Origin of the sequence: Natronomonas marina (assembly GCF_024298905.1) — an archaeon.
Lineage (GTDB): Archaea > Halobacteriota > Halobacteria > Halobacteriales > Haloarculaceae > Natronomonas > Natronomonas marina.
Map to the genome: position 1 here is coordinate 2,782,720 of NZ_CP101154.1, position 14,238 is coordinate 2,796,957.

At 69.0% G+C, this 14,238-nt stretch carries 10 protein-coding genes; 3 read left to right on the forward strand and 7 right to left on the reverse strand.

The window, feature by feature from the left end; genetic code table 11:
• Positions 1-41: 41 nt before the first annotated feature.
• Positions 42-620 carry a hypothetical protein gene (locus NLF94_RS14855; RefSeq protein WP_254838409.1) on the reverse strand — a complete coding sequence of 193 codons (579 nt, stop codon included), beginning with the start codon at positions 618-620 and terminating at the stop codon, positions 42-44.
• A gap of 176 nt (positions 621-796) precedes the next feature.
• Positions 797-2,038, reverse strand: coding sequence for an RNA-guided endonuclease InsQ/TnpB family protein (locus NLF94_RS14860; RefSeq protein ID WP_254838410.1), 1,242 nt, complete (start codon positions 2,036-2,038; stop codon positions 797-799).
• A 131-nt stretch (positions 2,039-2,169) separates the two neighbouring features.
• Between NLF94_RS14860 and NLF94_RS14865 the strand changes: the two genes are divergently transcribed.
• Complete coding sequence (locus tag NLF94_RS14865) at positions 2,170-2,958, forward strand: helix-turn-helix transcriptional regulator (protein ID WP_254838411.1); 789 nt, start codon at positions 2,170-2,172, stop codon at positions 2,956-2,958.
• Positions 2,959-3,094: 136 nt separating this feature from the next.
• Here the strand turns inward: NLF94_RS14865 and NLF94_RS14870 are convergent, their stop codons facing one another.
• Both NLF94_RS14870 and NLF94_RS14875 read right to left on the reverse strand, forming a co-directional pair.
• The gene (locus NLF94_RS14870) at positions 3,095-4,060 is read right to left on the reverse strand and encodes a hypothetical protein (RefSeq protein ID WP_254838412.1); all 966 of its coding nucleotides are present in this window, start codon (positions 4,058-4,060) and stop codon (positions 3,095-3,097) included.
• A gap of 345 nt (positions 4,061-4,405) precedes the next feature.
• Positions 4,406-8,878 (reverse strand): GAF domain-containing protein, encoded by a 4,473-nt coding sequence (locus NLF94_RS14875; RefSeq protein WP_254838413.1) that lies wholly within the window; start codon positions 8,876-8,878, stop codon positions 4,406-4,408.
• Positions 8,879-9,142: 264 nt separating this feature from the next.
• Between NLF94_RS14875 and NLF94_RS14880 the strand changes: the two genes are divergently transcribed.
• Positions 9,143-9,442, forward strand: coding sequence for a hypothetical protein (locus NLF94_RS14880; protein WP_254838414.1), 300 nt, complete (start codon positions 9,143-9,145; stop codon positions 9,440-9,442).
• A 91-nt stretch (positions 9,443-9,533) separates the two neighbouring features.
• Positions 9,534-11,207 carry a flavin-containing monooxygenase gene (locus NLF94_RS14885; protein WP_254838415.1) on the forward strand — a complete coding sequence of 558 codons (1,674 nt, stop codon included), beginning with the start codon at positions 9,534-9,536 and terminating at the stop codon, positions 11,205-11,207.
• Positions 11,208-11,265: 58 nt separating this feature from the next.
• On the opposite strand, the gene NLF94_RS14890 is transcribed toward NLF94_RS14885, so the two are convergent.
• From NLF94_RS14890 to NLF94_RS14900, 3 genes are all read right to left on the reverse strand, one after another.
• Complete coding sequence (locus tag NLF94_RS14890) at positions 11,266-12,138, reverse strand: DUF58 domain-containing protein (RefSeq protein WP_254838416.1); 873 nt, start codon at positions 12,136-12,138, stop codon at positions 11,266-11,268.
• Between the two features lie 55 nt (positions 12,139-12,193).
• Positions 12,194-13,168: an AAA family ATPase gene (locus tag NLF94_RS14895; protein ID WP_254838417.1), complete on the reverse strand. Its 975-nt coding sequence runs from the start codon at positions 13,166-13,168 to the stop codon at positions 12,194-12,196.
• A gap of 95 nt (positions 13,169-13,263) precedes the next feature.
• Positions 13,264-14,235 carry a DUF7502 family protein gene (locus NLF94_RS14900; RefSeq protein ID WP_254838418.1) on the reverse strand — a complete coding sequence of 324 codons (972 nt, stop codon included), beginning with the start codon at positions 14,233-14,235 and terminating at the stop codon, positions 13,264-13,266.
• Positions 14,236-14,238 lie beyond the last annotated feature (3 nt).

The following is a 14,238-nucleotide window of genomic DNA, read 5'->3' on the forward strand; positions in this document are numbered from 1 at the left end:
CGGTCCCGGCGTCGCGTGCGTTCGTCGGGTGCATCCCCCTCTCAGTCGGCGCAGTAGGCGCCGGTGTCGCCGGTGTCGGGCCGGCAGTTCACCGTCACCCTGGCGGCGTCGACGTCGTCGACGCTGCCGTCGACGGACGCGGTGACGGTCGCTATCGCCTGTGCGCCCGGCGCGATCTCCTCTTCGTTCAGCCGCTTGCTCGTCGCGCCGGCGGCGATGTCGACTCCCTCGGCGTCGTACAGCGCAACGTCGTAGCCGTACGCGTAGGGGTCGGTCGACCGCTCGCCGGCGTTGCGGACGGTCACGTAGGCGGTGAAGTAGTCGTCGCTGTCCACCCGTTCGACGTCGGTGACCTCCAGCCCGTCGACCGTGCTGGTGCCCTCGACGCCCGAGACGGGCATCGCGTCGGCGTCGGTTGGCGTCGCGGTGGGGTCCCCCACATCCTCGTCGGGCGCGTCCGTGGCCGGGTCGCCACCGTCGCCGCCCCCGGTCGGCGTGCTGTCGTCCCCGCCGTCCGGGTCGGCCGTCTCCTCGCCGCCACCCGAACAGCCGGCCACGCCGACCGCGAGTCCGGTACCGAGACACGCGAGCATCCGGCGCCTGGCGACTCCACCGGTCACGGTCTCCCCCGTCCGGCGTCCGCCGGCACCGGCAACGGTCGCCGAGGTGACGACCGGACCGGGACCGCCCGTCCCACCGTTCGATCCATGACGCGTCTCCGAGTGGCGAGCACGGAGGCGGTATTCCTACCGGTTGCACCGCCACGCACCGGTTGAGCAAGTGAATCGCCTCGGGGTCAAGCCCCGAGGCTTCCCGTTTCCACGACGTGACTTGCAGACACGGACTCGAAGTGAGTCCTGTCCGTAGCGGTCACAGTCTCCACGGGCGTGTCTTCGGGCCATCCCAGCCCTAGTTCAGAAAAGCCTCTCTGCAACACGTTCATCGCCGCGTTCGCATCTCTATCCGTTTTGAATCCACACGCCGGGCAAGAGTGTTCCCGTACCCAGATGGGTTTCGCTGTCTCCACGCCAAACCGGGCACACTCTTTCGTGGTGCCTCGTGATTCGACCTGCACGACGTGACAGCCGTACAGGTCGGCCTTGTATTCGAGGAGCGTGATGAACTGTCGCCACGCCGCATCCTGCTTGTTACGGGCGTTGTGCGACTGTTCGAGCATCCCCTTCACGTCCAAGTCCTCGACGAATACGGCGTCGTACTCGCGGACGAGCCACGTCGTAATCTTGTGCTGGTAGTCCAGCACCTTCCGACGGATGTGTCGCTTCACCTTCGCCACGTCTCGGCGTTGCTTCTCGTAGTTGGTTGACCCTTGCTCCTTGCGAGACAGTTTGCGTTGCTCGCGTTGGAGGCGTTCGTACTCGTCTTCGAGGTCGAGCCAGTCTACAGTCTTACCGTCGCTGGTGTGGATGTAGTGCTGGATACCGAGGTCAATCCCGACACTGTTACTCGCGTCCAGCGAGTCCACGTCGGGGTTCTCGGGTAGGTTGGCGTCGTCGGTTTCCAGACCGAAGGAGACGAACCACTCGCCGGTCGTCTCCTTTTTGAACGTGACTTCTTTGATGGTGGCGTGGTCGGGAATCGGGCGGTGGTAACGGATTTTGACCCAGCCAATCTTGCTGAAACGGACGTATGCAAACCTGTCGCGGCCCCTCTTTTCATCGAGGTCGAACCCGGACTGGTTGTACGTCACGCTTCGATATTCGGTAGGTGCTTGCCGTTTGAGGCGACCGACGTTGTATCCCTTCTCTTTCTTCTTGCGAAGGTTCGAGAGGTTGCGATGGAAGCGAGCGACGGTGGCTTGTGCGGCCTTCGAGTGCAGTTCACTGAACACCGGCCACTTGCGCTTCCACTCGGGGAGTTTGTTGTTCTGGTTGTACTCGGACGGTTTGTCGTCCTCGGGACTGTTCTCGTAGTCCCAGCGGACGTGGTTGTAGAGTTGGCGATGAACGTCGAGATGGCGTTCCAGTCGCTCCGCTACCTCGTCTGTCGGGAAGGCGTGGTAGCGGTGACTGTACTCCATCGCTGTCTCTTGATTACCGATGCGTTCACTTAGTGGTTTGTGTCACAGGTTGTCAGCTTCATCCCCGGGGCCAAGCCCCGGGGGATTCGCCTTGCTCGCAAATAAATAGGGCCCGCCCGTCATGCACACCCATGCAGCCGGATTCGGACGTCGAGGACGCGCTCGGCCTCGTCTCGAAGCGGTGCGACGTGCTCGCATTGCTGGACGGCGAGCGGGTTCCGAAGCGGCGGATCGAGGCGGAACTGGAGTGCTCGCGGTCGACGGTCAACCGGGCCGTCGCGGCGCTGTCGGACGCGGGCCTGGTCAACGACGCACCCGGTGGCTGCCGGACGACCGTCGTCGGGTCGCTGCTGCTCGAGCAGTACGAGGCGTACGTCCGTGCGGCGTCGGACGTTCTGGAGGGCCGCGAGGTGCTCGAATCGCTCCCGCCGGGGGCGGACTTCGACCCGAGCGTTCTCGCGGACGCGGAGGTGAGCACGCCCGGTGGTTCGAGTCCGTACGAGGCCTACCACGCATTCGAGGCGCTGCTGGGAGCGGCCGACGACCGGGTCCGGGTGTACGTGCCGGCCTTCACGAACCCCCGTGGCATCGAACTGGCACGGGACCTCGCCGAACGGGTGGACCTCGAACTCGTGTTCGACGCCGACCTCCTGGGAGAACTGCGCAACGACACCCCCGATGCCATGACCGCGCTGTTCGACCTCGAAGGGGTCACGGGCTACGAGACGACGGCCGGTCCCGATTACACGGTCGCCGTCGTCGACGCCGAGTCCGAAACGAAGGGCGGGGTCGTGGTACACACCCCCGAGAAGGAACTGGCCGGGGTAATCGTGACGAGCGATCCGGACGCGACGCGGTGGCTGGAACGGCGGTTCTCGGAGATTCGGGCCGACAGCGAGCGCCTGGACGGCCTCGCCTGACCGTTCCGTCCGCCCGGAGGAGTCACCGTCTGCGTCGCGTTCGCGGTCATCTATCAGGACGCCGCTGGCGGGCAGCAGTTGGAACGCCGCTGGTGGGCGGCATCGTTGCGTGGCGGTGCCTCCGGTCGTGAGGGAGTCACGAACCCGCGGTGAGGCCCGGCAGGACGGCGACCGTGAGGTCGCGGACCGCAGCCACGAGCGGCGAGCGCTCGACGACCGGCGCGACCCGGAACGTGACGTACGTCGCCACGAACCCGAGCGCGTAGCCGAGGAAGTGGACGTAGACGTTGACGACGGCGCCGCCGGCGGTGAGGTCCGGCGGGAAGCCGCCGACGAGTCCGCCCGCCAGGAGGAGCACGGCGACGGCGCCGAGTTCCGCGTAGCCGGCGGGACCGAGGGCGGGTAGCGACCGCGGGAGTCCGCCCGCGGCCGACCGCAGGTGGACGAGCGCCGCCACGGCGGCCACCGCCGCGACGGCCTCGGTGAGCGGCATCCGGACCACGAGCACCGCCACGAGCACGAGGCCGGCGAAGAACAGGCCGCTCGCGGCGTCGTACTCGTCGGTCACGTCGAAGTGCCGCCGGAGGTAGCCCGCGAGCGCCACCGGCAGGTAGCCGACGAAGGCCATGTTGACGCCCGAGAAGCCCAGCGAGACGCCGTCCCGCGGGACCGCGAGGTTCAGAAACGACAGCACGACCGGGAAGACGACCAGGAAGGAGACGAACGCGACGTAGAAGCGGTCGCGGTCGCCGGCCAGCACCGACAGCAGGTAGACCGTCGGGACCACGAACGCGTAGGTGGCGAGGTTGAACAGCAGGTGGTCGGGGCCGACGTGGACGAAGGCCGACTTGAACGCGGTCGGGAGCGTCGGGTCCGTGTAGGAGAAGGCCAGTTCGAGTCGGGTCTCGGCGGGCAGGAGGGCGCCGGCGACGAGCACCGCCGGCACGACGAGCAGCGCCAGCAGGTCGACCGGCCGGACCGAACGCCGGAGCAGGCTGGCGAACGGCTCGTCGGTCGGTGCGCCCGGTTCGGTCGTCGTCGACTCGCTCTCGTCGCGCTTTCGGTCGAGAGCCCCGGCGTCGGTCACCATCCGTCCGGTCATCGGCTCGACCTCCCCGGTTCGTCTCCGCCGTGCGCGCCACGATCGGCGTCAGTCGGCGCTGGTCGATGCGCCGTCATCCCGTTCCTACTCGGACGATCCCTCACGGCCGACGCGACGGGCCGGACGGGAGTTGTAACCGTGTTCCTAACGGGCCGACACGACGGTTCGAGGACCGCGAGGCGGGCTATCGCCCCGCGCTCGTTCGGCGTTCGGCCGGGAGCAACCCCGTTGTCACGGACGACCGTTCGATCCAACATCTATCCCGACGTACGGACCGGTCCCACCAGCCACTGACTGCTATGCTGATTGGGTCGCTCGCGCCGTGCCTATACTGATAGGCGGCAGTCAGCGCTCGTCGACGAGGAACTCGACGAGTTTCCGCTCGGCGGCGCGGCGCTGCTGGTTGAACGTCGGCTGGCTGACGTCGAGCAGGTCGGCGACGTCGCTGCCGCTGCTCTGCCGCGGCTGGTCGAAGAAGCCCGCGAGGTAGGCCGTCTCGAGGACGTCGAGTTGCTTGTCGGTCAGTCGCTCCTCGACGCCGCCCCGGAGCATGGTCTTCGTCTCCGGACTCCGCTCGCGCTCCCGCTTTGCGACGAGTTCGACGCCGGGGTACGACTCCCGGACGGACTCGACGATTGGCCGGACCTCGATACCGAGCGGGACGGTGGCGACGAGTTCGCCGCCGTCGGGGTCGGCACTCGCCGTCTCGACGCGGCCGCCCTCGGCGGCGAACGACGAGCCGACCCACTCGCCGCCGAACGTCACCTCGACCAGCGCCGTCCCGTCGTCGAGTTCCGTCGTCGCCACCGTCGTCCCGCCCGGCAGCGCCGCCTCGACCTCGGAGAGTGCCGCCTCGTCGACGTCGCTCAGGAGGTACGTTACGGCCGTCGTGTCGCCCTCGTTGCGGACCCGCTTCAGTTCGACGGTACAGCCCAGGTGTTCCGCCAGGCGAGTGGCGGCGGTCCCCCCGTCGACGTCGAAGGTCAATTCGACGGTCCGCTCGGACTCCAGGGCGGCCCGCCGCTCGGCGGCCGTCAGCGCGTAGCCTATCATCTCGCCCAGTTCGGCGAGCAACTCGACCATCGAGTCGTCGAAGACGCCGACCCGGTCGGCGTAGACGGTCAGCACGCCGCGGGTCGTCCCCTCGTAGACCAGCGGCACCGCACAGCAGGCGGGGTAGCCCCGTTCGAGCGCGGCCGCCTGCCAGACCGCCCGCTCGGACTCCGGGACGGTGACGAGGTTCCGCGCGAACTGGACCTCGCCGGTCGAGGCGGCCCGGACGGCCGGGTGGCCGTCGCCGGCCTCCTCTGCGGGGTCGTCGAAGGCCGTCGGCTCGCCGGCCCACGCCTCCGCCGACGGCCCGGTCGGGCCGTCGTCGCCGACCCAGACGAACGAGAACGGTTCGACGCCGACGAGCCGTTCGGGGACGGCCTGCTTTATCCCGTCGCGGTCGGACTCCTGAACGACGACGGCGGCGATGGAGCGGACGACGCTGTTGACGCGGTTCAGCCGCTGGAGGCGCTCGGTGCGCTCTTCGAGTTCGCGCTCCCGCGCTTCGAGCGCCTGCTCCCGGAGCGTCCGGTCAAGGTCGCCCTCGACGTTGGCCGCGAGTATCTCGAGGGCGTCGCGTTGCTTCTCGGAGACTGTCCGGGGCTCCCTGGAGAGGAACGCGACCACGCCGTGTTCGCCCAGCGGGACGAAGAGCCCGCTGTGGAACGGGTGGTCGTCGCCGTCGAGTAGTCCGTGGCCGGAGACGTCCTCGAGGACGCGTATCCGGCCCTCGACGAAGGACTGCCAGGTGACGCTCTCGCCGCCGGACAGCGTCGGCAGGTCGCCGGCGACCGCCTCGAGTTCGGGGGTCGCCGTCTCGGGGACGAGCGCCCCGCGGTCGTCGTCGAAGCGGTAGACCGCCCCGGCGGGGAAGCCGGTGATGACGCGCCCGGCCTCCAGCGCCCGCTGGTACGTCTCGGCCCGGCCGCCGGACTCCAACATCGCGCCGGCGGTCTCGCTGAGCGTCCGGCGTATCTCGGCCGTCTCCTTCCGCTCGCTGATGTCGACGACGGTGCCGAACAGGTAGGGCTCGCCTTCGATGGCCTGCTTCGTGAGGCGCAACTCGACGGGCGCGCCGGCGCCGTCGCCGTCGGCCGTCGCCTCGATGGCCGTCGTCTCGTCGAAGCCGACACGGTCCCAGACGGCCTCGTAGCCCTCGAAGCCGACCTCCTCCCAGACGGACTCGTGGCCCGCGAAGGCCCCGTCGGCGATGACGTCGCCGATGTCGGCGGCCGCGCCCTCGGGGGGGTCGCCGAGCAACTCGGCGCAGGCGTCGTTGAGGTACTCCAGCCGCCCGAGTTCGTCGATGGCGACGACGCCGACCCCCGCAGCCGACACGAGTTCGTAGAAGAACTTCAGGTCCCGCTTCCGCTCGCGGCGGGCGGTGATGTCCCGCATCGACCCGACGAAGCCGCCGGCCTCGTCGGGAACCGAGACGCCCACCTCGAGGGGGTAGCTCCCGCCGTCGGCGGTGACGGCCTCGCCCTGGAAGACGGTCGCCTCCGCCTCGCCCGACCGGAGGTCGGCGACGGCCGCCTCGAAGGCGTCGGCGCTCGCCCCGTCGAGGACGTCGGCGACCGGTCGGCCGGTCAGGTCCTCGCGGTCGTAGCCGAGCGCCATCGCCAGCGGCTCGGTCACCAGCCGGAACCGGAGCGACTCGTCGACGGCGTAGATGGGGTTCCGGACGGTCTCCAGTACCGACTCGTAGCGCTCCAGTTCCCGCTCGCGCTCGCCCCGCTGGAGTTCGTAGCTGACCCACTGGCTCATCAGGTCGACGAGCGTCGTCTCCCACTCCGAGAACGGCTCCCGGCGGGGCTCGTCGTCGTAGAAGCAGAACGTCCCGTGGACGCCGTCGCCGTCGAAGACGGGCGCGCCGAGATAGCAGGCGATACCCCACTCGGTGTAGCCGGCCTTCTCGGTCAGTTCCGGGGCCTCGTCGGCGACGTCCGACAGGACGAGCGTCTCCTCGGTCGCGGCCGTCCGCTCACAGTTGGTCGCCGACAGTGCCACGGTGTCGCCGGCCTCGATGGTCCCGGGCGGCGCCTGCACCACCTGGAAGTGGTACTCCTCGCCGTCGATCTCCGACAGCGAGCCGTAGTCGGTGCCGAGCCGCTCGCAGCCGATCTCCAGGAGCGCCTCGACCTTGCCGTCGAACGACCGGTCGGAGTCGGCGATGACCTCGTAGACCTCCCGGACGGCCCGCTCGCGCTCCCGGATGTCGGTGATCTCCGAGACCACCGCCGTCGCGGCGAACACCTCGCCGGTCTCGTCCTCGACCGGGGCGGTCCGGAGCTGGTAGTCGTTGCCGGCCATCGCGAACTCCGTCCGGACGGACTCGCCGTCGAACGTCGCGTCGACCAGTTCGACGGCCATGTCGGCGAGTTCGTCCAGCGCTTCGGTCACCGGCTTTCCCTCGAAGTCCTCGGGGACGAAGCTGGTGTCCTCGAGACCACCGCCGCGGGCGAGCTGGAACCGGCGGTTCTCGTCGACGAGCAGGACCGCGCTGTTGGGGAGGTTCTCCGCGAGCGTCCGGTAGCGCTCCCGGCTCCGCCGGAGCTTCCGCCTCCTGTCTTTCACCTCGGTGACATCCCGGAAGAACACGGACAGCCCGTCCGAGGCGGGGTAGGCGCGCACCTCGAACCACTGGTCGAGCGGCTCGTGGCGCTCCTCGAAGGTGACCGGCTCCTGGGTCTCCATGGCGCGGTGGTACTCCTCGTAGAACCGCTCGTCGGTCGCCTCCGGGAAGGCCTCCCAGAGGTTCTCGCCGAGCAGTTCGTCCGCGCTCCGGCCGAGGAACGCCTCGCCCCGCTCGTTGAGGTGGGTGACCCGCCACTCGTCGTCAAGCGAGAGGAACCCCTCGCCGATGCGGCCGAGCATCCGCCGGAGGTCCTCGCGGGCGGCCCCGAGTTCGCTCTCGTAGGCGCGCCGCTCGAGTTCCTCCTGGACCCACTCGACGAGCAACTCGACGAATGCCTCCTCGCGGTGGGCAAAGGTCCGGTCCCGCGGCTCCTCGTCGGCGAAGCACAGCGTCCCGTACAGGTCGCCGTCGACGTCGATGCGGCCGCCGATGTAACAGCCGAGTTCGTACCGCTGGTAGGCGGGGTCGCCGGTCCACCCCTCGTCGACCGTCGTGTCGGCGACGCCGAGCAGCCCCTCGCCGTCGATGGCCCGCCGACAGTAGGTGTTCGACAGCGAGTCGGTCGCGCCGGGCGCGATGAGTTCGTGACCGCCGACGGCGTGCTCGATGTCGAACCGCTCGTCGTCGCGGTCGATGGCCGACAGGAAGGCGATGTCGGTGCCGAGGTACTCACAGCCCAGCGCGAGCAGCCGGTCGACCGACTCCCCGAAGTCGGCCTCCTCGTCGGCGAGTATCTCCTGTAGTCGCACGAGTGCGCGGTTGTGGGTCCTGACCACGCCGGTTTCGTCGGCCAGCACCCGGATCCGCTCGGCCAACTCGCCGTTTTCGGCGTGGCTTCGGGGGAGGTACTCGACGCGGTCCGACCGGCTCGCCCGCACCGCCAGGTCCGGATCGTGATCGGCCGTCACCACCACGAACGGGAGGCCCGGAACCCGCTCGCGGACCCGCCCCAGCAGGCCGAACGGCTCGACGACCCCGGCCACACAGACCACGCAGTCCGGGGGCGCCTCGTCGACCGCCTCGAGGCCAGCCTCGACGTCGTCGACCGTCCGAAGCCGGACGCCGTCGGCGCCGCCGAGCCCCGCGGCGTCGCCGTCGCCGAAGAGCACTGCCGACGCGTCACCGTTCATCGTTCTCGTCCCCGCACCGCCCCGGTTCGCAGAGCAGAGTCGCCCGGTCGCCCCGGACCCCACCGGTAGAACGTTCGCGTACCATGCGCGTAGGCTTGAGAACGTGTCAGGACCGAGCCGGTATATATGTGAGGTCGGTTTCACGTCGAGATGGAGGCGAAACGAGCGTCACTCGAGGCCGCCAGCGCGAACGGCGAGCGGGGCCCACGTCGATGGGGCGTCGGAACCCACAGACGTTTGCCGGGGGCCGACGAAGCGGGCCGCATGTACGCCTGCGACGCCTGCGGCGAGGAGTTCGAGACGCTCTCGGCGCTCCGCATCGAGCACGAACCCTGTCCGGTCGCCGAGGAGCAGCGCCGGTACGACGAGGCCGTCGAGCGGCTGGCCGACGAGCGGGGGCTCGAGATCGGGGACCGGTGCCGCGTCGTCGCTACCGGCGAGGAGGCCGAAATCGTCGACATCGAACCGGGCGAGGGCGACGCAGAGCCCGAAGTCGTCTGGGTGCCGGCCGGCGAGGACGACCCGGAGGAGGGTCGGACGGCCACCTTCGACGAGGTCGTGTAGCCGTCGGAACGGGCAGGGGTATTTAAACCACGTCGTTTGACAAGCAGCATAATTAATCCCGACTGGCCCGCACCTCCGGCAGTGAGGAGCCATGCCTGACGCGGACACACGGACCGGACGGACCGAGGGGGCGACGGACGTCGACGCCGTCGTCGTCGGCGCCGGGTTCTCGGGGCTGTACATGCTGCACCGCCTCCGCGAACGGGGGCTGGACGTTCGCGTCTACGAGAAGGGCGACGGCGTCGGTGGGACGTGGTACTGGAACCGGTATCCCGGCGCCCGCTGCGACAGCGAGAGCCACATCTACTGTTACTCCTTCTCCGACGAGATCCGAGCGCAGTGGGAGTGGAGCGAGCGCTACCCCGAACAGCCCGAGATCCTCGAGTACCTCAACTTCGTCGCCGACGAGTTGGACCTCCGGCGGGACATCGCCTTCGAGCGCGAGGTCGAATCCGCCACGTACGACGAGGACGCGGCCACGTGGACCGTCGAGCTGGCCGATGGCGAGCGCGTCACGACCCGCTTTTTTATCACCGGTGTCGGCTGTCTCTCCGAGCCGTTCGTTCCCGATTTCGACGGCCTCGGTGACTTCGGCGGCGAGTGGTATCACACCGCCCGCTGGCCGGACGAGGGGGTCGACCTCGCGGGCGAGCGCGTCGGCGTCGTCGGCACCGGCTCGACCGGTATCCAGTTCGTCTCCGAAACCGGCGGGACCGCCGAGCACCTCACCGTCTTCCAGCGGACGCCGAACTACGCCGTCCCGGCGCGCAACCGACCGCTGGGCGACGACGAGTACGAGGAGATCAGGGCGAACTACGAGGAGATCTGGGAGCGGGCCCGCGACGCCCGGCTGGGGATGCCGTTCGACCACGACCACTACACCGCGGCGAGCCTCTCCGAGGCGGAGGTTCGGGAGACGCTCGAGGACCGCTGGCAGCAGGGCGGCTTCCGGTTCCTCCACGCGTTCGAACCCGGCCACGTCCTCTCGAACCCCGAGCTGAACGAGACCATCTCGGAGTTCATCCGCGAGAAGATCCGCGCGAAGGTCGACGACCCCGAAACCGCCGAGGCGCTCGTCCCGACGGACCACCCCTACGGCGCCAAGCGCCCGCCGATGGACTACGACGACTACTACCGGACGTACAACCGCGACGACGTCTCCCTGGTCGACGTCAGCGAGGACGGCGAGCCCATCGAGCGCGTCACGGCCGACGGCGTCCGGACGACCGACGCGGCGTACGACCTCGACGTGCTGGTCTTCGCGACGGGGTTCGACGCGATGACGGGCGCCATCCTGGCGATGGACATCGAGGGCCGACACGGCCTGCGGCTCGAGGAGAAGTGGGCCGACGGCCCCCGGACCTACCTCGGGCTCATGACCCGCGGGTTCCCCAACCTGTTCACCATCACCGGGCCGCAGTCGCCGTCCGTGCTGACGAACATGCCGCTGTCCATCGAGCAGCACGTCGAGTGGATCGACGACTGCATCGCCTACATGGACCGGGAGGGTTACGACTACATCGAGCCGACCGCCGACGCCGAACAGCAGTGGGTGCAGAACACCAACACCCTCGCGGACAGCATGCTGTTCTCGGAGGCCGATTCCTGGTATCGGGGCGAGAACGTCCCCGGCAAGCCGCCGGTGTTCACGCCGTTCCCCGGCGGACTGGACGTCTACCGCGACATCTGCGACCGGGTCGCCCGCGACGACTACGACGGATTCGAAGTCGGGCGAACCGACGAGCGGGCGGTCATCGAGCAGTAGGTCGACTGCTGTGATCCACAGAGCCAGGGACGACGGGTCGCCGTCCCGGGCTGTCCGGCTACGCCAGCCAGACGCTCGCGAAGGCGTCGAAGTAGTCCGACCCGGTGTCGACGAGGACGTGGTCGCCCCGCAGTGCCGTCACGCGCTCGGAGACGGCGTCGACGTGGGTGTCGAGCCTGCTCCGGTAGTCCTCGGCCAGCGACCCGCTGAAGTAGGACCGGCGGGTTTCCTCGCCCTCGGGGTCCTCGAACAGCGCGTCGCCGGCGATAGGCGGGTCCCGCTCGGCCGGCGCAACCAGCCTGACAACCAGCACGTCGACGTCCTTCCGGGTCAGCGCCGCGACGCCGTCTTCGATTGCCTGGGGGTCGGCCAGGCAGTCGCTGAACACCACAACGAGCGACCGCGAGCGGATCCGATCGGCATACGTCTCCAGAACCGACCGGAGGTCCGCCTCGCCCGACGGATTCGTGTCGTTCAACTGGTCGATGATGTCGAGCAGTTCGCCACGGTTCGAGCGCCCGGCGTCGAGTCGGTCGGCCGTCTCCCGGAACGTCGAGAACCGGTAGTCGTCGTTGTTCTCGGCGGTGAGGTAGCCGAACCCGAGCGCCAGCTTCGCAGCGTACTCGAACTTGTGATCCCCGGCGGCGTCGTCGCCGAAGTCCATCGACCCGCTGGCGTCGACCAGAAGGTGGACGGTGAGGTTGCGCTCCTCCTCGAACTGCTTGATATAGTACTCCTCGGTCCGGGCAAAGAGTTTCCAGTCGATGAGCCGGGTGTCGTCGCCCGGCGAGTAGCGCCGGTAGTCGCTGAACGTGAGCCCCTCGCCGATACGTGGTGACTGCTTGTCGCCCTGCTGGAGCGCGCCCGTCTCCCTGTCGAGGACGGTCCCGAACCGGCCGAGTTCGTCGAGGAACGCCGGATCGATGGTCACGGCGCTGCCCCCCTGTCGCGGCCGGTTGTCGACGGCGGGTAGTCCGGCGCCATCGTCACTCCAGGAGCGACGCGATGACGTCGTCCGGCGTGGTTCCCTCCCGCTCCGAGCGGAAATCGAGGATGATCCGGTGTCTGAGGACGGGCGCGGCAAGCGCCTCGAGGTCCGCCTCGGTCACGTGGGAGCGCCCCTGCAAGAACGCCCGCGCCTTGGCGGTCGAGACGAGTGCCATGCTCGCCCGCGGGCTGGCGCCGAACTCGATCTCCTCGGCCTCGCGGGTCCGCCGGACGAGGTCGACCGCACGCTTTCGGAGATCGTCGGCGATGGGGACATCCCGGACGAACCGCTGGGCGGCGCGGATCTCCTCGCGGGTGAGCACCCGCTCGACCGGGACATCCTCGCTGCCCTCCGTGTAGAGGTCGACGATGGCTTCCTCGTCGTCCTTGTCGGGGTACTCGACGAGCAGTTTCAGGGTGAAGCGGTCCGTCTGAGCTTCCGGCAGCGCGTAGGTTCCCGACTGATCGATCGGATTCTGGGTCGCCAGCACGAAGAACGGCTCCGGGAGGTCGTAGGTTTCGCCGGTACTCGTGACCTGTCGCTCCTGCATCGCCTCCAGCAGCGCGGCCTGAGTCTTCGGCGTCGCGCGGTTGATTTCGTCGGCCAGCACCACGTTCGCGAAGACGGGTCCTTTCTCGAAGACGAACTCGCGTCGGTCGCCGCTATCGCGGATAATCTCCGTGCCCGTGATGTCCGATGGCATCAGGTCGGGGGTGTTCTGAATGCGCGAAAACGAGAGGTCGGTGACCTCCGCGACCGTCCGGACCATCGTCGTCTTCCCGAGGCCGGGGTTCGACTCCAGCAGGGCGTTGCCGTCCGCCAGGATGCAGACGAACAGCCCCTGCAGGACCTCCTCCTGGCCGACGATACGCCGGTCGACCTGCTCGCGGGCCGCCTGTAGCTTCGACTGAATTTCGTCGATGTCGTACTCCTCGTAATCGAACGTCGCGGATTCGGTGTCGTCTGTGGTCATGTGGTGTGGTGGGTCTGTCAGTGGTCGCCCCGTGCGGATGAGCTATCGGCGACGATGCCGACGCGCTCCGTTCGCGGTTCGGCGTCCGCCATCGGTCACTCGTCCTCGCGGATGCGAACGTTGTACTTCCGGACGAGTTCGGCGTCCTCGAGCCGTTCGCCCTCCTCGAAGCCGGCCTGCTGGCTCTCGACGTCGTAGCCGCCGGTGCTACCCCCGCCGTCCGAGGGGAAGGACCGCTCCTCCTCGACGGGGCCGTCGCCCTCGTTGGTCTCGAGTTCCGCGGTCGTCTCGTCGTCACCCCGGTCGACGGAATCGGGGTCGCCGAGGACCTCACTGCCGTCCCGGAGGCCGTCGTTCTCCGGCGTCAGGGCCCCGCCCGGTTCGACCTCGCCTTCCGGGACGTCCTCGTCGGTGCCGAACAGCGAGAGCCCGACGATGGACACCTGCACCGTCGCCGCCGAGAGCAGGACCACGACGACGGCGGTCGCGGCCACCCGCCGGGAGTCGACGAGGGCGACGCCGGAGGTTTCGCGCAATCGCTCGATGACCTCCTCGTAGAGCCGGGCAGCCATTCGGGTGTCCGTCCCGCGTTCGACCGCGTCGCGGGCGGTCCGGAGCGGTCCAGCCACCTCGGGGTTCGCCGCCTCGAACTGCTCGACCAGCGACCGGCGGGTCCGGAACCAAAGCTCCGCGACGAGGGCGACGACCGCTGCGACGGCGGCGGTGACGACGTGGTCCGGGAGCCCCGCCGGCGCGGCCGTGGCCAACAGCAGGTTGACCGCGAGGAACACCGCCGTCGCGTCCAAGACGGCGTAGACGGCCGCCGCCTTCAGTCCCTCGCGCCGGACCGCCTCGAGGGCACGCTCGATTCGCTCTCTGGACGACTCCTCGGCCGTCGTATCGGGGGCCGACTCGTCGATGGTGTCGGCTTCCGCGTCCGCTGACGCTTCTGCGCCCGCTTCGTCGATGGCGTCGCCGTCCGTCTCCGCCGGGGCTTCCGCGTCCGGCCGGCCGGTGGATTCGGCCGCGGAAGCCGCCGACGCTCCGGTTTCCTCGTCGTCCGTCACGGC

Bases quoted from the DNA above. Each gene is read 5' to 3' on its own strand.
- NLF94_RS14865 (WP_254838411.1), top strand. From the start codon at position 2,170: ATGCAGCCGGATTCGGACGTCGAGGACGCGCTCGGCCTCGTCTCGAAG.
- NLF94_RS14870 (WP_254838412.1), bottom strand. From the start codon at position 4,060: ATGACCGGACGGATGGTGACCGACGCCGGGGCTCTCGACCGAAAGCGC.
- NLF94_RS14860 (WP_254838410.1), bottom strand. From the start codon at position 2,038: ATGGAGTACAGTCACCGCTACCACGCCTTCCCGACAGACGAGGTAGCG.
- NLF94_RS14895 (WP_254838417.1), bottom strand. From the start codon at position 13,168: ATGACCACAGACGACACCGAATCCGCGACGTTCGATTACGAGGAGTAC.
- NLF94_RS14875 (WP_254838413.1), bottom strand. From the start codon at position 8,878: ATGAACGGTGACGCGTCGGCAGTGCTCTTCGGCGACGGCGACGCCGCG.
- NLF94_RS14880 (WP_254838414.1), top strand. From the start codon at position 9,143: ATGTACGCCTGCGACGCCTGCGGCGAGGAGTTCGAGACGCTCTCGGCG.
- NLF94_RS14885 (WP_254838415.1), top strand. From the start codon at position 9,534: ATGCCTGACGCGGACACACGGACCGGACGGACCGAGGGGGCGACGGAC.